19 protein-coding genes are annotated in these 18,517 nt (G+C 57.4%); 12 read left to right on the top strand and 7 right to left on the bottom strand.

What is annotated here, in order from left to right; all coding sequences use genetic code 11:
* Positions 1–6 precede the first annotated feature (6 nt).
* Positions 7–579 (top strand): tRNA (adenosine(37)-N6)-threonylcarbamoyltransferase complex ATPase subunit type 1 TsaE, encoded by a 573-nt coding sequence (gene tsaE / locus E1958_RS05070; protein ID WP_133510892.1) that lies wholly within the window; start codon positions 7–9, stop codon positions 577–579.
* 92 nt (positions 580–671) lie between these two features.
* Here the strand turns inward: tsaE and cysZ are convergent, their stop codons facing one another.
* Positions 672–1,403: a sulfate transporter CysZ gene (gene cysZ / locus E1958_RS05065; RefSeq protein ID WP_133510891.1), complete on the bottom strand. Its 732-nt coding sequence runs from the start codon at positions 1,401–1,403 to the stop codon at positions 672–674.
* A 45-nt stretch (positions 1,404–1,448) separates the two neighbouring features.
* Positions 1,449–2,150, bottom strand: a complete 702-nt coding sequence (gene pgl, locus E1958_RS05060) for a 6-phosphogluconolactonase (RefSeq protein ID WP_133510890.1) — start codon at positions 2,148–2,150, stop codon at positions 1,449–1,451.
* 682 nt (positions 2,151–2,832) lie between these two features.
* Here pgl and mltG point away from each other — a divergent pair.
* Positions 2,833–3,843, top strand: a complete 1,011-nt coding sequence (gene mltG / locus E1958_RS05055) for an endolytic transglycosylase MltG (RefSeq protein WP_133510889.1) — start codon at positions 2,833–2,835, stop codon at positions 3,841–3,843.
* Between the two features lie 396 nt (positions 3,844–4,239).
* Positions 4,240–4,422, top strand: a complete 183-nt coding sequence (locus E1958_RS20780; RefSeq protein ID WP_208108571.1) for a hypothetical protein — start codon at positions 4,240–4,242, stop codon at positions 4,420–4,422.
* 196 nt (positions 4,423–4,618) lie between these two features.
* Here E1958_RS20780 and E1958_RS05045 read toward each other — a convergent pair whose 3' ends face one another.
* Together E1958_RS05045 and E1958_RS05040 are read right to left on the bottom strand one after the other, a co-directional pair.
* Positions 4,619–6,283 (bottom strand): AGE family epimerase/isomerase, encoded by a 1,665-nt coding sequence (locus E1958_RS05045; protein ID WP_133510888.1) that lies wholly within the window; start codon positions 6,281–6,283, stop codon positions 4,619–4,621.
* Between the two features lie 59 nt (positions 6,284–6,342).
* Positions 6,343–7,398, bottom strand: a complete 1,056-nt coding sequence (locus tag E1958_RS05040) for a hypothetical protein (protein WP_133510887.1) — start codon at positions 7,396–7,398, stop codon at positions 6,343–6,345.
* A gap of 582 nt (positions 7,399–7,980) precedes the next feature.
* On the opposite strand from E1958_RS05040, the gene tmk reads away from it, so the two are divergent.
* The 9 genes from tmk (at position 7,981) to E1958_RS04995 (ending at position 14,484) form a co-directional block, all read left to right on the top strand.
* A complete protein-coding gene (gene tmk / locus E1958_RS05035) occupies positions 7,981–8,619 on the top strand; it encodes a dTMP kinase (protein WP_133510886.1) in 639 nt (212 codons plus the stop codon).
* Positions 8,616–9,686: a DNA polymerase III subunit delta' gene (locus E1958_RS05030; RefSeq protein ID WP_133510885.1), complete on the top strand. Its 1,071-nt coding sequence runs from the start codon at positions 8,616–8,618 to the stop codon at positions 9,684–9,686. Before tmk ends, E1958_RS05030 begins: the two co-directional genes overlap by 4 nt.
* 369 nt (positions 9,687–10,055) lie before the next feature.
* Complete coding sequence (locus E1958_RS05025; RefSeq protein WP_133510884.1) at positions 10,056–11,504, top strand: amidase; 1,449 nt, start codon at positions 10,056–10,058, stop codon at positions 11,502–11,504.
* Between the two features lie 141 nt (positions 11,505–11,645).
* The gene (locus E1958_RS05020) at positions 11,646–11,993 is read left to right on the top strand and encodes a PilZ domain-containing protein (RefSeq protein ID WP_089729934.1); all 348 of its coding nucleotides are present in this window, start codon (positions 11,646–11,648) and stop codon (positions 11,991–11,993) included.
* Positions 11,994–12,086: 93 nt separating this feature from the next.
* Positions 12,087–12,872 (top strand): TatD family hydrolase, encoded by a 786-nt coding sequence (locus tag E1958_RS05015; RefSeq protein WP_133510883.1) that lies wholly within the window; start codon positions 12,087–12,089, stop codon positions 12,870–12,872.
* A 305-nt stretch (positions 12,873–13,177) separates the two neighbouring features.
* On the top strand, positions 13,178–13,396 hold the full coding sequence (locus E1958_RS05010; RefSeq protein WP_133510882.1) for an addiction module protein: 219 nt from the start codon (positions 13,178–13,180) through the stop codon (positions 13,394–13,396).
* Positions 13,393–13,689 (top strand): type II toxin-antitoxin system RelE/ParE family toxin, encoded by a 297-nt coding sequence (locus E1958_RS05005; protein WP_133510881.1) that lies wholly within the window; start codon positions 13,393–13,395, stop codon positions 13,687–13,689. Before E1958_RS05010 ends, E1958_RS05005 begins: the two co-directional genes overlap by 4 nt.
* Before the next feature lie 132 nt (positions 13,690–13,821).
* A complete protein-coding gene (locus E1958_RS05000; protein ID WP_133510880.1) occupies positions 13,822–14,202 on the top strand; it encodes a hypothetical protein in 381 nt (126 codons plus the stop codon).
* A 24-nt stretch (positions 14,203–14,226) separates the two neighbouring features.
* A complete protein-coding gene (locus E1958_RS04995) occupies positions 14,227–14,484 on the top strand; it encodes a hypothetical protein (protein WP_133510879.1) in 258 nt (85 codons plus the stop codon).
* Between the two features lie 148 nt (positions 14,485–14,632).
* Here E1958_RS04995 and E1958_RS04990 read toward each other — a convergent pair whose 3' ends face one another.
* From E1958_RS04990 to E1958_RS04980, 3 genes are all read right to left on the bottom strand, one after another.
* Positions 14,633–15,031: a hypothetical protein gene (locus tag E1958_RS04990; protein WP_133510878.1), complete on the bottom strand. Its 399-nt coding sequence runs from the start codon at positions 15,029–15,031 to the stop codon at positions 14,633–14,635.
* Between the two features lie 8 nt (positions 15,032–15,039).
* The gene (locus E1958_RS04985) at positions 15,040–15,240 is read right to left on the bottom strand and encodes a hypothetical protein (protein ID WP_133510877.1); all 201 of its coding nucleotides are present in this window, start codon (positions 15,238–15,240) and stop codon (positions 15,040–15,042) included.
* A 321-nt stretch (positions 15,241–15,561) separates the two neighbouring features.
* Positions 15,562–18,240: an AAA family ATPase gene (locus E1958_RS04980; RefSeq protein ID WP_133510876.1), complete on the bottom strand. Its 2,679-nt coding sequence runs from the start codon at positions 18,238–18,240 to the stop codon at positions 15,562–15,564.
* Positions 18,241–18,517 lie beyond the last annotated feature (277 nt).

The raw sequence follows: 18,517 nt of genomic DNA, 5'->3' as shown, positions 1-18,517 counted from the left end.
ACCGAAATGTCGAACCTGGTCCATGTGGTCTGTCCCGAATGCGACGCGGTCAATCGAGTCCCGCGGGATCGTCTCGGCACGGGCGCCAAATGCGGAAACGGAAAGCAGGGGGGTGGTAGCGTGCGCGTCCGGCTCCAGGGTCAAGCGGCCCAGATTGCCTTCGGTCGGCGTATCGCCGCCTATCTTCGCCCCCCCTGTACCATCTATCTGCAGGGCGATCTAGGTACCGGCAAGACCACCCTCGTGCGCGGCATTCTGCGCGGACTCGGCTATGCAGGCCCGGTCCGCAGCCCGACCTATACATTGCTCGAACCCTATGAGCTGGGGGCCATGGGCCTCTACCATTTGGATCTGTACCGGCTCAGTGATCCGGAAGAGCTCGAATACCTGGGCCTGCGCGACCTGTTGGACGGTCGGAGCCTGTTACTCGTGGAATGGCCGGAGCGGGGACGGGGCGCCTTGCCGGTGCCGGATTTGACCATCCGCATCGAGCATGCGGGCGAGGCCCGCAGCTTGGAGCTGACTGCCCATGGACCGTGTGGCAGAGTGCTGGAAGCGCATTTGTGTGGAATCGGTTGAACCGCGATCGTGTTTTGAATCCACAGATTACGCAGATTTTCACAGATTTAGTGTAGGGTCCGCTGTGCGGACCTGCTAAATGTCAACACGCCTTAACTACTCAGCTCATCCACCCACATGGCCGTTGCGCCTGCGACAGCGCTCGGCATCACGATGAAGTTCACGACCGGGACCATGGTCAGTCCGGCCGTGGCGGCGCCGAAGCCGAGTCCCAGCACACGCTTCCGGCGCAGGCGTGCACGCATCTCCCGGAACCTGAGACCATGATTGCCCATGGGGTAGTCGCTGTATTCCAGGGTGAGTATCCAGGCCGTGTAAAGAAACCAGAGCGCGGGGGCGGCCAGGTTGATTCCCGGGATCAGGAACAGGATCAGGAAGGGAACGGCGGCGAGGGCGGCGAACAACAGCTTACTCAGCTCACCGATCAGGGTAGGTACCAGCGTTATCAGGGCCTGCTTCCAACCACCGCCCTCGTGCAGTGGTCGGCCGGTGAGATACAGCTCCACCTTCTCCGCCAGCAGACCGTTGAAGGGGGAGGCGAGCAGATTCGCCACCAGGGTGAAGCTGTAGAAGACGAAGATCACCAGGACCAGGACGAACAGGGGCCAGAGGGCCCAGTCCAGCCAGTGGAGCCAGGATGGGACCTTAGACTCCATCCAGGCCAGGAAGGACTCGAACCGGGAGACCCCATACCAGATGGCGGCGGAGAACACCAGGATGTTGATTAGCAGAGGCAGCAACACGAAGCGCCGGAGTCCCGGTTGCATGATGAGTCGCATACCTTTAAGGAGATAGCCGGCGCCGCTGACGGGATTGACTGGCATGGATCTTACCGCCGTGGATTGTTTGAGATATCTGTAAGGTCTGAGCTAAAGTCTATAGGGTATCAAGGCCTCGTTGGCGTCCCGATCGATCAGGACGTCCACCCCCCCGGTTCCGCCGATGCCGGCTACCGGCAAGGGCTCGCCCGCCCTCCATGCGACGAGGGGTCCCTTTTTTTCGGCCCCCGTCGCTAAGATCATGATCGCGCGGGCATCGCTCAAGGCGCGCGCACTCAGGCTGACCCGGTCCGGTGGGGGTTTGGGCGCCCCATGGATGGGGTGCGTCAGCTCCGCGACCGGATGTACCTGGCCTGGGAAGAGGCTCGCGGTGTGGCCGTCTTCTCCCATTCCGAGGGTGACCAGATCGAAGGGTAGAGCGGTGCTCACCGGATGCCGGTAAGCGGCAGCGGCCGCTTCGGCCCCCAGCTCGGCGGGAATGGGGTGGATATTCGGCGCGGGGATCGGGACCCGATCGAGCCAGGCGAGGGCGGTGGCCCGACTGTTGCGTCCGTCGTGATCGGGCGGGAGGCAACGCTCGTCACTGAAATAGAGGTGCCAGCTTGTCCAGTCGGCCGTCGCTCGGGATAACAGCCGATAGGTCCGGAGCGGTGTGCGCCCGCCGGCCAACACGATGCGAAAGACGCCGCGCGCCGCGATCGCCGTCTCGGCCGCGGCCAGGATGCGCCGCGCGGCCTCGGTGGCGACGGCGGCGGCATCCTCACAGACATGCCATCGGGTCGAGTTGTGCATTGGAACCATCCTCTTAACCTGGGCTATTCTGCGGTCAGAAGCCGTGGCCTCTGTTGTATACCCGTTACACGTAAATATTTCGCCGCGATGCACGCCCCTCGCACCCGATAGCAGCGTTGCGACTCGTCGCAATAGGGCCTGGCTATTCCTCCTCGTCGCGCCTTGCTCTCGGGTACGATCGACCCACCTCGCTTACCGAAATATTCACGTGCAACGGGTATAGTTGAGTAAATCGTCGATGGTACGGCCCGCCTACAAAGATCACCTGGTACTGAGAAGCTATCTGGTTAAAAGCAATCCTGAATGATTCGGCGCGGTTTGGGGGGAAAGATCCCTCCTGCGTCGGGACAGGGTTTGACGTGTTGCGTTTCGACGCCCAACGGCTCGTTGATCGACGGCCAGGCCCGTACCAGCGTCTCAACGCAACCTACACCGAGATTACCCCCGCGCTGCCGGCCCGCACGGCCTCGCGTTAAGTGCAGGTTGGATTAGGCGCGCTGTTGGATCCCGAAGCACAGTGACAGGGCTGAACGCGCCGTAGCCCAACACGCCGGATCCCACAGCCAGCACCGAATAACCCAGGACCACGCCCAGACAGGCACAGCACCGAACGCGGCGTAACGCAACCCGACGCTCGGATCCATTTTAACCAGACAGCTTTTGAAGTACCGGGAAGGAGTGAATGATGCGAGCGCTGCTGCTGGTTAGCACCCTTGCCGCCAGTCTGATTGCCGGCGGTGCCTGGATGGAATACCAGGACTTCCTATCCGAACCCGTGACGCTGGACCAGGAGTCCCTGGTGTTGGACATCAAGCAGGGAACCTCCCTGTCCGGGCTGAGCGAGGAGCTCACGCGCCTGGGTCTGGTCGAACGCCCCTACCTATTCATGGCCCTAGCCTACCATGAGGGTAAAGCCGCTAGCATCAAGGCCGGAGAATACAAGCTCTCATCCGGTATCAGGCCACCGGAGCTGCTCGCACTGGTGACCTCCGACAAGGTGGTCCAACACGCCTTTACCCTGGTGGAGGGATGGACCTACCGCCGACTCTTCGCAGCGGTGGCGAAGGACGAACGCCTTGAGAACCTGCTCGGCGATAATCCGTCCGCACAGGCGGTCATGACCCGTCTTGGCCACCCCGAAGAACACCCCGAAGGGCGTTTTTTACCGGAGACCTATCACTTCTCGAAAGGCGCCAGCGACCTGGACATCCTACGCCGGGCCTATGAAACGATGGAGCAGGTCTTGCAGGAGGAATGGGCGCAGCGCGATGAGGGATTGCCCTTGGAAAGCCCCTATGAGGCATTGATTCTGGCCTCGATCGTGGAGAAGGAGACGGGCCTTGCCGCCGAGCGACCGACCATCGCCGGCGTTTTCATACGCCGCCTGGACCGGGGGATGAAGCTGCAGGCGGACCCGACCGTGATCTACGGGTTGGGCGAGCGCTTCGACGGTAATATTACTCGCGCCCACCTGCGCCAGGACACGCCCTACAATACCTATGTCCACACGGGCCTACCACCCACGCCCATCGCCCTGCCGGGCCGCGCTGCCATCCAGGGGGTCCTGCATCCTCAGGCAGGGGACAGCCTCTTTTTCGTCGCCAAGGGGGATGGCAGCCACAGTCACCACTTCTCGGCCACCCTGGCTGAGCACAACCGGGCGGTGCGGCGCTATCAGCTTAGAAAGCGGTGAACCCGCTGTCGGTCGCCGGTTGCCGGCGGAATCGTTTGAACCGCGAAGGCGCAAAGCAATGCCGTTAAGTTAGCTGCTGGCCGCTTGTCGTGGTAGGTCAGGATGGAGAAGAGAAAACTACGAATCGACGCGAATCCATCCGCGAGGATTCGCGTGATTCGTAGTTTCCCTCTGGTTTGCCGACCGGTAACGCTTAACTTAATGGTATTGCGGTCAGTTCTACTGCCGATCGCTGCCGATTCTCGATGTGGTTCATGGTGAAGGGGACAGCGGCGACCGGATGGGCCGGACGGCCAGCCGTAAGCCCATGACCTTGAGGATAGCCGCAAGGCTGCTAATGGCCGGATTGCCGGCCGGTGACAGGGTACGATAGAGCTGCATCGGGTTCAGGTGTGCTTGCTCAGCTACCTTCGGTACACCGCCGAATACCTTTGTCAGCTGGCGAAGCGCAGTGAGCAACTCGCCCTAGTCGCCGTCTTCGAGAATGCCGTTCGGTATTTCAACTGCGAGATTCGGGTCTTCTCGGAGAAGCTCGACCACTACATCGTCAAGCGGTTTGCCTTCTCATCCATCAAGTGATTTTAACCCATTGATTACTCAGGAACGTCGTTGACGAGAACCGTATTTTTCAAGGTGCCTCGAAGGGAGAGATCTTCTTGAGCCGGTCGGCTTGATGCTTCGACCATCCCCCGCGCCGCAACGACAGCCGTAAGCCGTCGCGCATCAAGGGTTCGACTTCACGCACTTACACGCACGAATATGACGGGACATCTTTTCAAGGCGCCCCGAATTTGACACGTGTAATGCATGGAATGCCAAAACCGATAGGATGCTTCCCTTCTAGGGATACGGTTTCTCCACAACGGACAAGCTTTGTAGAATACTTGTTCTTTCCAAGGTAGTAGTAAGGCTGTAACCGGTATTGTTTTTCTTTCGACAAGGCGTAGTAAAGGGTTACCGGTTTTTTATCTCTTATCCGATCCGTAATATAGCCTATCAGCGCATGCTCAAACGAATGGTAGCCATTCTTCCACAAATGAACCTTCGGGTACTGAGGCGTCAAGCCTGGGTAGTTGATTTTGTGCCATATCCCGCAGTTGGTACGATCAACCATGTGTTCAATCCACCAGGGATATGTTTTTACCAAATACTTGTCGTAGAAGCTTGGATCGTCCAAACTGAAACTTGCGGCGGTTTGATCCAGTTCGGCATAGATCCACCATTCCTTATCCAGGTCTCTACTACCATCCGGCTTCAGGCGACTGGCCCAGCTACCCGACTTTTCGTGAAAGGCCGTAGCCAGGAGTCGCTTGCCGTTGGTCAAGGCAAAGTCCTTCATCTCGCTATCATCCGTGAGCTTGCCGACCATATAGATCATCCAGAAAGTCTTAATACTGTGCCCAAAATCCGTATGACGACCACCGATTTTTCGCTCGGTTTCCGGTGCGATTACTCCCCAAAACAGATTGTGCTCAGCACTATAGAATTGCTCTCTCATGATTCTACATAGATCTTTTAAATCGCGCTTCCATTGGCTGGAAAAAGGTTCGGGCAAGATAGGTGCAAGCAAAAGCATATATGCATTTACCTGATCGAGTAAGGAAACCAGTTCCTTTCTCTCTTCTTCCGATGAGCGACCAAGGGCGCTTTTCGGTACCCACCGCATCGAATCCCATTCAGCCGAGTAGTAGTGGCCCATTATATGGTCCTTGATACGCAGTATATCCGGCAGGAGTGTCTTGTCACGTGTCAAATAGTAATAAAAGGCCAATCCTTGCAGACCATAGGCGAGATCCTGGCTCGTCCGCTGTGGTTGTGGTGGTCCAGGATGACGGATCTTTTCTTCACGACATTTCTTTTTTTCATCATCGCTCTCTTCTTCATGACAGATCTCTTCTTCATGTTCCCAATAACTCACCATCGAGCCACTCGCAGGGTCCAGTGCATGGGTTCGAAGATACTCCACACCCATCTTGGCGAGTATCAGATATTTCGGGTTGCCCGTCATATGAAAGGCAACACCATAAGCAAATATCTGGCGCGACTTCATTCTGACATAATCCTTGTGGAGTGCACTCGTTATCCATTCATCGTCTTTGCCCAATTGAGAAAAGGCAGCACATAGTTTGCCTCCTTCTAACTTGCAGCGTTCGTTTTCTAACTTGCAGCGTTCGTTTTCTAACTTGCAGCATTCGTTTTCTAACTCGCAGCCGTCGTTGCAGCGGTAGGTCGGAAAATTACCGATAGGATCACCATAAGCGCTAGGCTGATCCCAAAAAGGTAATAGATCATCCTTGACGTGTCTCAGCCAGTCCACGGGGATTTCAGGGGCAATTTTGGAAACCGGGGTGTCCGACGCACACAGATCTTTCGTGTCTGCCTCCGATGAGGCAAAGGCAATCAGAACGCAGGTGGCAACTACAGCGAAAGCATTTTTCATAGTTCTGTCTCCGGGTTGGTGGATGAAACGGATATCGAGGGCTTGTTTTGGTTCGGTTGTTACTTCACGAGTAGTGTCATAAAAAATTGGCCCATATTATCCTCCCTAAGGAATGTTGCGTCATTGATAACGACCCATAAGACGCCGGAATTTGGTGCTCGCCTGTTTATCGGATATCCGCCCCGAGACGCGGACAGCGGAATTAGCTTGGGTTTCTTGGAAGAACGATCAGTTTCCCAATCGTATTGTTCTTTTTTGGGTTCAATACCTTCAGGAAGAACGATGCCAACGACTTTATTATGCGGAAGCCCTTTGACAGTTAGCCCCTCGTCCTTTGTGTAGTGAGGTAGACGCCATAATTCCGGAATTTCTCCTTTCCTTGCCTTCTCATAGAATTCGTCCTTATAACCCTCTGGACCGGTAAAGGGCCAAAGAATTTTTGGATCCGGCACATTATCCCATTTCTCAATATCCTCAATATACTTTCGTATCTCCTCCAAACTCCTCACATGGCCTGGCGATACTCGGCCAAGAATCTCTACCTGAAATGAGTCATCTTTCTTTAGCCGAATTCTTGTATTCTGCCACCCTTCGTAGGGTGAAATAGGATAGAAATCTACCGTTTGGCTACCGAGCCGAAGACCCATTCCGGCTGAATCAGAAAATTCTATCGTGAATAAGCTGGATATCATCGATACTATCACCCAAATGCCGGAAAGGATGAGAAGAAAGGTCAGGGCCACAAGGGCCTTGCGTTGTGCACAAAATGTTAAAAACCTGTAAGAAGTTGGGTGGCCGTTTTTGACACCAGGCTCCTCTCCGAATATCGGTTCCTTGCAGGTATACCCCTTTTTCTGCACTTCGTCTGCTACCAATAGCAATGCTATGGCTGATGACAATACGAAGATTCCGAATACCGCGCCCCAAGGCTCTGGCACTGAAAAATCAAGTCCCCATAGGGCAGCGTATAGAAAAACTCCAACCAAAAAAAGAAAAGCTGCTTTTGCAAGAAAAGAGTCCAAGTAATGTTCGGTATTCAGGTTTTCCTTTATCTTTTTAGGAAGAGATTCCAGGTAGGATTTGGCCTTCGCTGTCTCTTTGTTTTCGTCCGGCATGGATTTTCCCACAGTTCTTGCGACAGTTTGATTGGAGGCCTAAAACTAGCATATAGCCAATATCCCTTCAACGACCAGATCGGCAGCAGACCAGTCTCGGGATCGGTTTGTCGATTGCGCTAAGACAAATGGCGTCAAGGAACGCATACTGCGGTGGTAACCGTTCACTGGTTACTCTTACCCGCCAACCGAATCTTCAGGTGAGCTGGGGAGCAATGCAGGGCGAACGCGTATAGAATTGTATTGAATCAGAGAGATGGCCGCGTCGGGCACAATCCTTTGTAGGGGGCAGGCTGCGCCCACCAAGTGAGAGTGCGCAAACCAATGGTGGGCACAGCTTGCCCCCTGCGGTTGCGGATAGACCACAAGGTCGCTTGGAACCACGACTATCGCGCTAACGTCTTGTTTGACTAGGAATTTATACGCGCTCGCCCTGGCGCCACGTTCGACTCCCCATTTCACCTTTATGGTATCTTTAGCTCAATGGGAAGGGTGACCCCTCGGGCTCATCTGCCCGGTGTTTAACTCACTGAGGAGCTTACCTTTTCCACTGCACCGAAGCGTTTGGCTCGTAGGATTCAGGTGAAAAAAAAGGGCAAATTCATCACCCTGGAAGGCATCGAAGGGGCGGGCAAGACCACCCAGCTCGCCGTCGTCCGGCGTTGTCTGGAGGAACAGGGTATTGCCGTCCTCACCACCCGGGAGCCCGGCGGGTCTCCCGTCGGCGAGCGTATCCGCGGCTTGCTGCTCGACCCTGGCTGCAAGGGGATGACGGCCACTACCGAGGTGTTGCTCCTGTTCGCCGCCCGTGCCGAGCATATCGCCCACAAGATCCGACCGGCCCTGGAGCAGGGGACCTGGGTGCTGTGCGACCGCTTTACGGATGCCACCTATGCCTATCAAGGGAGTGGTCGCCGGGTCGATCCCGAACGCATTGCAATGCTGGAAGCCTATGTCCAGGGTTCCATGCGTCCCGATCTGACCTTGCTGTTCGACCTGCCGGTGGCCTCAGGGCTCGCGCGCGTCGGCAAACGATCCGCGCCGGATCGCTTCGAGTCCGAGGCGCAAGGCTTCTTTGAAGGCGTCCGCACCCGGTATCTGGCCATCGCCAGGTCCCATCCGCAACGGGTGCGCCTGATCAATGCCGGGATGCCGGTGGAGCAGGTTTCGGCCCAGGTTCGGAAGCAAGTCGCGGGCTTCCTGGCCGGAGTCGGCCGATGAGCCCGCACACCGAAGCCGAGGCACCTTTGCCCTGGCACGCGGCCGGCTGGCAGCTGCTCTGGCAGGCACGTGCAGCCGGACGCCTACCCCATGCCCTGCTCGTCACAGGTCCTCCGGGGGTAGGCAAGCGCCGCTTGGTTGGGTTGCTGTCCCGTTCCCTGCTGTGCGCCCGACCTGACGCAGGTGGCCTTGCCTGCGGCCACTGCCGTGAATGCGAGCTGTTCGCCGCCGGCACCCACCCGGACTACTTGGAGATCGTCCCGGACCCGGAGAGCAAGTCGGACGAGATCCGGGTGGACGCCATTCGCCGACTGGCCGCATCCGACGCCCTGACCGCGCACCGGGGTGGTCACAAGGTCATCGTCCTGGATCCGGCGCAGAATATGAACCTGAACGCGGCCAATAGTCTCTTGAAGACCCTGGAGGAGCCATCCCCCGATACCTTCCTGTGCCTAGTCTGTGAGCAACCGGGTCGTCTGCCCGCTACCATCCGCAGCCGGTGTCAAGAACTGAGGGTCCCGGTCCCATCCGAGCCCCAGGCCCTGGAATGGTTGCGTGCGCATACCGACTCCGCGGATGCGGAGACCCTGCTGCGCCTGGCCTATGGCGCCCCCCTGCGGGCGCTCGCCCTAGAACAAGAGAACAGGCGGCAAGAGAATAGGCAACAGGAGGATAGGCTGTCCCAACGGACCCAGGCCTTCGCCGGATTCATCGCGGTCGCAGGCGGAACCCGAGACCCGGTCGCCGAGGCCGTGGCTTGGAACGATCACGAGCCGGCTATCCTATTGGACTGGCTGTACAGTTGGGTCAGTGACCTGCTGCGGCTGGCGAGCGGCCATCCTGCACCCCGGCTCATCAACCAGGACAAGCTCGAGGCGCTGCGCAATCTGGCCCAGCGGCTCGAACCGAGGGCGGGGCACCTGTATCTGATGCAACTTATGGAGGCCCGTGCGGATGGGTACGGCTCGGTCAACAGACTGCTCTTGTACGAGTCCCTGTTGGTACACTGGGCAAGGATTTTCCGGTCGCGCGACCCTGCCCTCAGACAACCAGGCTGGCAATCCTGAATGATTTGGCGCTGTTTGGGGGACTGGACGTGTTGCGTTGCGACGCACCAAGGCTCGCTGATCGACCATGGCGTCGGTGCCAGCGTCTTAACGCAACCTACCCCTAGGTCACCCACCGTGCTGCCGGCACGCGCGGACTCGCATTAAGTGTAGGTTTGCGTTAAGCGGCACGAGGAAACGCCTGGGGGTAGTGGTTAATATCTAAGTTGGAACATGACCAACGACACTGGCCGCTATGCCCCCTCTCCCTACCGGGAGAAGGTTGGGGAGAGGGGATCAAAAGGATGAATCGCTCTACTTTTTCACTTATAAGTTTACCACTACCCGTTTTAACCAAACAGTTTCCGAAGCCCGTAGCGGAGGGAAATCATGGTCAAACTGTCTGAGTTCGCAGATTACGATGGGTTGGGATTGGCCCAACTTGTCAAGAGCAGAAAGGTTACACCCCAGGAACTCAAAGACGCCTCGCTCGAGGCCATCGAGAAGCTCAATCCCAAACTCAACTCGGTTGTTGCCGTCCTCGCAGACCAAGCCCGGAAGGAGATCGAAGCAGGGCTGCCCGAGGGGCCTTTCCAAGGCGTTCCCTTCGTTATCAAAGAAATGATTGCGCACGCCGCCGGGGTCACCATGCAAATGGGAAGCAGACTGACTGAAGGGCTCATCCTACCCCATGATACCGAGTTGATGACCCGCTTTCGCAAGGCCGGTCTCGTCACTGTGGCCACCACGACCACTCCCGAATTCGGTTTCAACGCGAACACCGAGCCGGTACTCCATGGATCCACTCGCAACCCATGGAATACCGAAAGGAGCCCCGGAGGTTCGAGCGGCGGCTCGGCCGCTTCGGTTGCAGCCGGAATTGCACCCATCGGCCATGCGAACGACGGGGGAGGATCGATTCGGGTCCCGGCCGCCTGCTGTGGGCTTGTGGGCCTGAAACCCACGCGCGGTCGCATCCCCACGGGACCGGACTATGGCGAACTCCTGAGCGGCATAGCCATCGAGTTTGCTGTCACACGCAGCGTTCGTGATGCGGCTGCCCTGCTCGATGCCGTCGCGGGCCCGGATCCCGGATGTTACGGCTGGGCAGAGCCGCCCAAGACATCGTTCCTTTCACAGGCATCCAACCCGCCCGAAAAGATGAGGATTGCATGGATGGAAAAGCCCCTCTCCGGCGTTCCGGTCGATCCGGAGTGTGCGGCTGCCCTGCGCGACACGGTCAAACTCTGTGAAGAACTCGGACATGAAATGGTGGAAGCCGCACCCCAGATCGACGTGGAGGCACACGCTCTCGCCAACCTACGCGTCTGGGGCGCAAACCTTGCAAACCTGATGGATAGCGTCGCTGAAGTCATGGGCCGCACCCCTTCCGAAAAGAACCTGGAGACCGCCTCTTGGGCAACCTACCAGTACGGCAAGAACCTGAGCGCACCGGAGCTTCTCAGGGCCCTGGACATCTACACCGGGGTTTCCCGAGCGGTCGGCGCTTTCTTCCAGGACGTCGATGCGCTGCTGTCTCCTACGGCCGCTCAGTCTGCCTGGCCCCTGGGAGAACTGAATCAAAACACCCCCGGTATTACCGCCGAGAGATGGATAGAGCAGTTGTTCACCCTGTGTCCCTTCACGAACCTGTTCAACACAACCGGGCTTCCTGCCATCTCCCTGCCCCTTGCATGGACCAAGGGCGGCTTGCCGATCGGCCTACAGTTCGCCGGACGGTTTACAGGTGAGGGAACGCTGCTCGCGCTCGCCGCGCAACTGGAGGAGGCTCGCCCCTGGAAGGACAAACGTCCTCCGGTTCATGTATCGAACCTGTGAGAGTGATTACGATTCGACCGAAGGGAGAAATCTTGTGCGCTGGAAACCTTTGTCAAGCCAGAAGATCTCTCCCTTCGGTCGAGATGACAGAGACTGGTTTTACCATAAAATTTTGGTGAAACGGACTACTAGGTGATCGCAATGGACCCCGGTGGACAACAGCGTGTCCTCAGCTTCGTGATCAAGGATAGGCAGGCCCTCTATACGGCATTCATGCCTTTTATCAAGAATGGCGGTCTGTTCATACCCACCACCAAGCGGTATCGAATCGGCGATGAGCTCTTCCTGTTGTTGCGGCTGATGGACGAATCCGAACCCATCCCCATCGTCGGCAAGGTCGCTTGGCTGACCCCCGCGGGCGCAGAGGGAAATCGGGTGATCGGCATCGGCATCCAGTTCAGCAGTCAGGACCAGGGCGCCGCCCGCCGCAAGATCGAGGACTACCTGGCCGACATGCTCGCATCGGACCATCCCACCCATACCCTGTGAGCTGCGATCATGTTGCTCGATTCTCATTGCCATCTCGGCGTGTTGTAATGGTGGGCACAGCCCACCCCACGTCATGCCCTACGACATGTAAGCATGCTGATTGACTCTCACTGCCATCTCGACCGGGTCGAGCTGAAACCCTACGCCGGGGACTTCCGTCGCCTCATGGATGAGACAGGTGCCGCCGGAATCGGGCATATGCTCTGTGTCTCCATCGATCTGGAGCACTATCCGCGGATGCGGAATCTGGTCGCGCCCTATCCCCAGGTCTCCGTCTCGGTGGGGGTCCATCCTAACGAGCGAGGTCGCCGGGAACCGACCCCGGAGGTGCTGGTGGAGCTCGCACGGGATGCGCGTAATGTAGCCATCGGCGAGACTGGGCTGGACTACTATCGGAGCACGGGCGACCTCGGCTGGCAGCACCGAAGGTTCCGTGACCACATCGCCGCCGCCAGGTCCTGCGGAAAACCCTTGATCGTCCATAGCCGGGAGGCGCGGGAAGACACGCTCCGGATCTTGACGGAGGAAGATGCCCGCGACGTGGGCGGTGTTCTGCACTGCTTTACGGAGACCTGGGAGATGGCCAAAGCGGCGCTGGACCTGGGGTTCTATATCTCCTTTTCCGGCATCGTCACCTTCAAGACCGCGGACGATCTGCGGGCGGTGGCGGCAAAGGTGCCCCGCGACCGCCTGCTCATCGAAACCGATAGTCCCTACTTGGCCCCTGTACCGCACCGGGGCAAGTCGAATGAGCCCAGGTTCGTTGCGGCGGTGGCGCAATGCATTGCCGGACTGCGCGGCATGTCCGTCGAGGAGCTCGCCGCCCTTACCCGCGACAACTTTTTCCGCCTGTTCAAAGACGCGATAGCGGTGGATTGACGGGGGTCTCAAGCCGGTCAAGCAGTCTTGTTGAACTGCAAAGGCACAAAGGATGCCAAGATTTTTTTGATCCGCAGATTACGCAGATTACGCAGATTACGCAGATTACGCAGATTACGCAGATTTTCACAGATGTTTCTATTTTTGGTGGTGTTATGGCTATGTTGAGAATAGATCACAAGGATTTGATTTAAAATCATATTTTAACCATTAGAAACAATGTTGAAACACTACCCTATTTTTCATCTGCGAAAATCTGCGTAATCCGAGGATTAATCAACCACTGATGAAAAACGGTGTAATTCATGCACATCTCCATCCCCCTGCAAGCGATGTCCGTCGAGGAAAAACTCCAGGCCATGGAGACGATTTGGGATGACCTCTGCGCCCGGGCGGAGCAGATACCATCACCCGCGTGGCATGGCACCATGCTTGCGGAGCGGGCGGCAGCGGTTGAGCGCGGTGAGGAAGGATTCGAGGACTGGGAAACCGTCAAACAGAACCTCAACAAGTTGCTCAGGTGAAAATCCGGATTCTTGCCTCGGCGCGTCGGGACCTGCTCGACGGATTTCGGTTCTACGAAAAGCAGGCAAGGGGCATCGGCAGCTATTTTCTGGATTCGCTCTACTCGGATATCGAATCGCTGCTGGTGAACGCCGGTGTCCACCCGCTGCATTTCGAGAGATATCACCGGCTACTGTCGAAGCGATTTCCCTTCGCAGTCTATTACCAGGTGGCCGATGATACGATTCTCGTTTACGCCGTCCTCGATTGCCGGCGAGATCCGGCGTGGATCAGGAACAAACTGAATGGGTGACTGACCGCGAGAAGTAGCCCGTAGAATGGGCAAAGCAAGCGCCCGGCAAGATGGGGCAAAGATCGAAGGGGATAAGGCAGCGGGGCAAAGAAGCTCCGGGATTTCATAGAAAATCCAACAGTTCGTTCAGAAATGGAAAATCTGCCCGAAGATGCCATCAAGAAACAGCAACGGCATCGGATTGAACATTTGCAGGCGGAAATGGAAACCTTCAAAATTAAATATATATTATGCGTGGGTGCATTTTCTGAGAATTTGCATGATGCCATCGATGAATTTTTGTACAAATACGATGACGAACACAATACAAATATAGGCATACATGTAATCACAACCTATCATGCCGACGAAAGTGATTCGGATATTGCAGATTATTTTGTGTATGCGACAGAGGTAATCGATAAAGAAATAGGCTGTTTGCTCGCCGTATTGGACAATAATTCCGAAGCAGATCATAAGTTGCTGGAAACTATAAGCCAGGTAGATCGGGTTAGCCGCAGGGACACGGCGTAACTCCCCGTAAAAAGGGAAACACCTATGCCTGCATCAAGGGATTTCATCGAAGGCCTGCCGAAGGTCGAGCTTCACCTTCATATCGAAGCCAGTCTGGAACCCGAACTGATGTTCGAGCTGGCAAAGCGCAATCACGTTCGTTTGCCGTTCAATTCCATCGGCGAGGTGAAAGACGCCTATAATTTCAGCAATCTTCAGGATTTTCTGGATATTTATTACCAGGGCATGAGTGTCCTGCGGACGCTTATGGAGAGGAGAAGAATGCCAAGGTCGCCAAGATGACCGATAGTACTGTGCCAAGTAGCGACATAGAAGCTATGAGGATCTGCCGATTGTGAGCGTGTAGTCTTTTGTTTTGTTCCGGGCGGGCATCCTCCAAAGCCTCGCACGATTCTTTCAGCAGCTTGAAATGTTCTCTTGCTTCCTGATACTACTCATGGCGATTATCGGAGTCATTACGTGCCTTGTCCAGTAGGTGTTTGGCCTTTCGGGCCGAAGCGATAATGTCTGGGTATCCGGGTGTCGTGATCTCGATTTTCCGGTAATCGTGCTTGAAATATTCAATCTTCTTCAGATAGTAGATGATACCGGAATCCAAAGCATCGAAAGTTGCACGCTTGACATGCGCTACTGCTCGCTCGTATTCCCTCTCCGGAGCGATCGACGTCTTTCCGGTAAGCGAGTTGAGGAGATGTCGCCCAGCATACCTGAGCTGGTTAACCGCTGTGGTGTCGAGACCGTCCCAACTAGTTGAGATCTCAGCAATGAAGGCCTCCGCCTCGTTATACGGCTCCCAGAGACGGAGGATATCCTGTTCGGATGGCGGCATTTACAACTTCAGCCTAGTTTCAATTCAGCGAAGGCACGTTCCTTTTCCTTTGCCGTCAAGATATTTCCCTTTCCCAACAAGACGTTTCCCTCTGCATTGCGTCGAGTCACTGAACAGACGATTTCATCGTTGCGCCAGCTCTGATCCCTAGGAGGGATTTTCTCCGGCTTACTAGGGATGAATTTCACCAGAAAATCAAATGGCCACATTTTCTTGTTTCTCCGGTACCCCGATGGCTCGGCATTTTGTAACGGGTGCCACAACGGTTCATGATCAGTATATAACTGTCAACAATAGTGTACAACTGTCAAAGCCGTTAGTCTTTTGGGTGGTGTAAATTTTTATTAATCGTTGCATAAGTATTTGTAATAGCTGTAATTAGGCGATGAGCACAAGAACTGAACTGCGAAATTTCATGATCCGCGATTACTTTTGCAACGATTAATAACTGGTAGACGGTGGGGTTAGGCCACTGTGCGGCTCGACGGATTGAAATCTTTTCGGACAATCAACCGCTCTGATGAAGGGTATCAGCGCGTGTTGTCATCCAGATCCAAGTGGCTGATGTTCTCAAGCCGAATGAAGGTCCCGCCCGTATCCCGGTATTCTCTGCCATGGCATGTGAGGAGCAATATCTGGTAACGCTGCGCCGCCTGGTACAGGATCGCCTTCATCCGCTCGCGGCGTTCATCATCGGAATTGACCAGGGCGTCATCCAGAATCAGGGTTACCGGCTCGCCTGCCTCGCTGAGTAAATCGGCGTATGCCAGTCGGATCAGGACGGCCAGCTGTTCCCGGGTACCGACGCTCAGATCTTCGAAGGGTTCGGTCGCCCCGCCCCGTTCGATTCCGGTGAGGATCAGGTCCTCATCGACCGTGGGGGCGACATCCGGGATCAACCGGCGCAGGTAGGGAACGAGCTTGGCCACGACCGGTTCGGCGACGGCCGCCTTCGCCCGCCGGAGGGCAGCATCGAGGGTACGTTGCAGCAAATCGAGCGCACGCGCGTGTCGATCAGCTTGTTCCAGTTGCAAGGCCACGAATACATGGTCTGCTGTAACGGATGCCACCGCTTCGGCTAACCCTTTCTGCCCAAGGGCACCGAGCTCCACCCTTAGATCACGGACCTCGCGCTCGAGCCCCTCGAGCTCCTGCCTGATGTCTTCGAGGGCATGTCTCGATCGTTCGACCTCCAGCTCGACGGTCTCCGGATGCCCGGTCTCGAGCGCCCGGGTCGCCGTTTCCAGACGGCGGCGGCTCGCGTCGACCCGTTGCTCCGTCTCCTTGAGGGTCTCCACCAACCGACCGTCCGGTGCCTCGATTCGGGCCCGTTCCAGCTCGGAGGCACAACGCCCGGCGAGTCGCTCGGCGGATGTCTTCTCCGCACGGAGCCCCGCCACTGCCTCTCGCAGCCCCTGGACCAGCTTTTCTTCGGCGCAGACATCGCTTTCGATTGCGGTGACCTGGTCTTGGAGTGTTTGGACCGCTTGCTCCATACCGTCCATTCCGAATTCCCGAGCGGCCATGTCACCCAGCTTGTGGCGCAGATCGTCCCTCTGCGCGCCGATGGCGCTCAGCTGGTCCTCCAAGGCCTGGAGACCTGCGGGGGCAAGTCCCTTGAGGGTTGCGGCATGTTGTGCTGCTCGGCTATCGAGCTCCCCCGAGCGACGCAGAATCGCCTCGGCGCCGGCGACGCTGTCAGTGCCCACCTCGGAAAGCCCCTGCCCGAGCCGGCGGTCCGCCTGCTCTACCTTACGCCGCAGCGCGTCCAGGTCCTCCCCACCGGGGATGACCGTAAAGCGTCCGATGCCTTCGATCCGGAGCTCGGTGCGGCAGGTCAGTCGTACCGATCCATCAGCGGTGAGCGGTTCTTCCCCCAGCTTGACGACTGCGCCCGGCTCCAACCGATACGCAACCTGAGTCGCGGCGGCGTGCAGGCGCTCTTCGGCAAGATCGCGGGCCCGTTCGATCTGCTTCAGCGCTGATACCATCTCTTCCGTCACCCGGAGCGCAGCCCGCTCCGATACGCACCGCCGCCGCTCGGCATCCGCGTCTCGGGCCTCCTCGAGCCTAGTGTTCAGACGCTCATGCTCCGCCACGAGATGACTGAGGGCTTCGGTATCATGGGCCAAGCGGAGCTCAGTATCTCGATCCTGCTTACGGGCCTTCAGCTCGGTGAGCTGGTCCTGGCGCTGTGCAAGCCGCCCCTTCAGCTGCGCCAACTCGGCCTCCTTTCCATGCATTGCCTGCCCAGCGGCCTGCTCCGCCTTCTGCGCCTCCCTGTGTTCGCCGATCAACCTGGTACGGGTCGCCCAGGCCTGCTTTGCCGCCTCCCATTCGGCATTGGTCCGACCGCATTGCTCCTTGCCCGCCTGGACCTCGGCCCGCAGCTCTGTCACCCGCTCGGCCGCTGCTTGCGCTAATCGGGCGCGCTCCTCGGTCTTCTCCAAGGCCCGATCTTCCCGATAGGCAAGCAGCTCCGTTTGCCGCAGCTCCAGGCGGTCCACCTTGTCTTCGTATGCCTCCAGCTCACTGCGTATCGCCTGCAGTTTCTGCAGCAGCTCGGCCTCCCGCTCCTGCAGGCGCCGGTAGTCGCCGCGCGGCTTACCCCGCACGTCGAAGTACTCCCCGCGCAACGCCGTGATGCGGCGATGCAGCGCCTCGCCCCGATCGCCACCCAATAGCTCCCGCATTTCGTGCTCGAATACCGCATGGACCTGCCGCCGGGACTGATCCGTCAGGGTCACGGGCTCGTAGGCCCTTGCCTGTTCGACCCACAAGAGCCCGGCCAGGCCCTGCAGCTCCGGGCGACTGCCGCCCCGACCCGCATAGGAGAACCCCAGGAGCTCCGCCAGATAGTCTTCCGCTTCGGGGCCTTCCCAGCACCTGCCGTCGGTCACCTCCAGGGTCGCTTCGCCGTCGCGCCGCCGCGAAAAGGTCTTGGTGAGCCGGTATTCGGTTTCATCCAGATCGAATACCAAGGAAATTTTAGGGCTCACCGCGGCGCCGTAAGGCCGAAACTGTTCCCCGATATTGCTCGCATAGCGGTCGAACAGGGCCGCGCGAATGGCCTGCAGCAATGTGGACTTACCGGCCTCGTTGTGGCCGGCGATGACGTTGAGCCGAGCGGTCAGATCACGCACGGCCACTGCGCTTCGGAATTGCCGAAACTGCTCCACTTCGATGGATTTGAAATGCATGGCACTCATTGCCGCAGGGCCTTAGAGGCTGTCTAAAAACTAACCTATTGATTTCAAGCTGGTAGGCTGGGTCGAGCCCGTAGGGCGGGTAAGGCACGTGCGCCAAGCGCCGCGATTGCCGCGGTGGTGGGCGCGCCGCAACCCGCCGGATGGCTGAATCGAATAGGACAGGATGAACAGGATTTTCAGGATATTTTTATTAAAACGCAAAAATCTTGTAAATCCTGTGTAATCCTGTTCATCCTGTCTATTAAAGCGTTGTGACACAAGCCCGTAGGCGGGGTTC

The sequence above is a fragment of the Candidatus Thiosymbion oneisti genome (assembly GCF_004359955.1).
GTDB classification, from domain to species: domain Bacteria; phylum Pseudomonadota; class Gammaproteobacteria; order Chromatiales; family Chromatiaceae; genus Thiosymbion; species Thiosymbion oneisti.
The sequence above is the reverse complement of the archived record's forward strand: the minus strand, read 5'-3'. Positions and strand labels throughout refer to the sequence as shown.

Bases quoted from the DNA above. Each gene is read 5' to 3' on its own strand.
- E1958_RS05040 (WP_133510887.1), bottom strand. From the start codon at position 7,398: ATGCCGGACGAAAACAAAGAGACAGCGAAGGCCAAATCCTACCTGGAA.
- pgl (WP_133510890.1), bottom strand. From the start codon at position 2,150: ATGCACAACTCGACCCGATGGCATGTCTGTGAGGATGCCGCCGCCGTC.
- mltG (WP_133510889.1), top strand. From the start codon at position 2,833: ATGATGCGAGCGCTGCTGCTGGTTAGCACCCTTGCCGCCAGTCTGATT.
- E1958_RS04995 (WP_133510879.1), top strand. From the start codon at position 14,227: ATGCCTGCATCAAGGGATTTCATCGAAGGCCTGCCGAAGGTCGAGCTT.
- E1958_RS05030 (WP_133510885.1), top strand. From the start codon at position 8,616: ATGAGCCCGCACACCGAAGCCGAGGCACCTTTGCCCTGGCACGCGGCC.
- E1958_RS05025 (WP_133510884.1), top strand. From the start codon at position 10,056: ATGGTCAAACTGTCTGAGTTCGCAGATTACGATGGGTTGGGATTGGCC.
- E1958_RS05000 (WP_133510880.1), top strand. From the start codon at position 13,822: ATGGAAAATCTGCCCGAAGATGCCATCAAGAAACAGCAACGGCATCGG.
- E1958_RS05010 (WP_133510882.1), top strand. From the start codon at position 13,178: ATGCACATCTCCATCCCCCTGCAAGCGATGTCCGTCGAGGAAAAACTC.
- E1958_RS04980 (WP_133510876.1), bottom strand. From the start codon at position 18,240: ATGAGTGCCATGCATTTCAAATCCATCGAAGTGGAGCAGTTTCGGCAA.
- E1958_RS04985 (WP_133510877.1), bottom strand. From the start codon at position 15,240: ATGTGGCCATTTGATTTTCTGGTGAAATTCATCCCTAGTAAGCCGGAG.
- E1958_RS05020 (WP_089729934.1), top strand. From the start codon at position 11,646: ATGGACCCCGGTGGACAACAGCGTGTCCTCAGCTTCGTGATCAAGGAT.
- cysZ (WP_133510891.1), bottom strand. From the start codon at position 1,403: ATGCCAGTCAATCCCGTCAGCGGCGCCGGCTATCTCCTTAAAGGTATG.
- E1958_RS04990 (WP_133510878.1), bottom strand. From the start codon at position 15,031: ATGCCGCCATCCGAACAGGATATCCTCCGTCTCTGGGAGCCGTATAAC.
- E1958_RS05045 (WP_133510888.1), bottom strand. From the start codon at position 6,283: ATGAAAAATGCTTTCGCTGTAGTTGCCACCTGCGTTCTGATTGCCTTT.
- E1958_RS05015 (WP_133510883.1), top strand. From the start codon at position 12,087: ATGCTGATTGACTCTCACTGCCATCTCGACCGGGTCGAGCTGAAACCC.
- tsaE (WP_133510892.1), top strand. From the start codon at position 7: ATGTCGAACCTGGTCCATGTGGTCTGTCCCGAATGCGACGCGGTCAAT.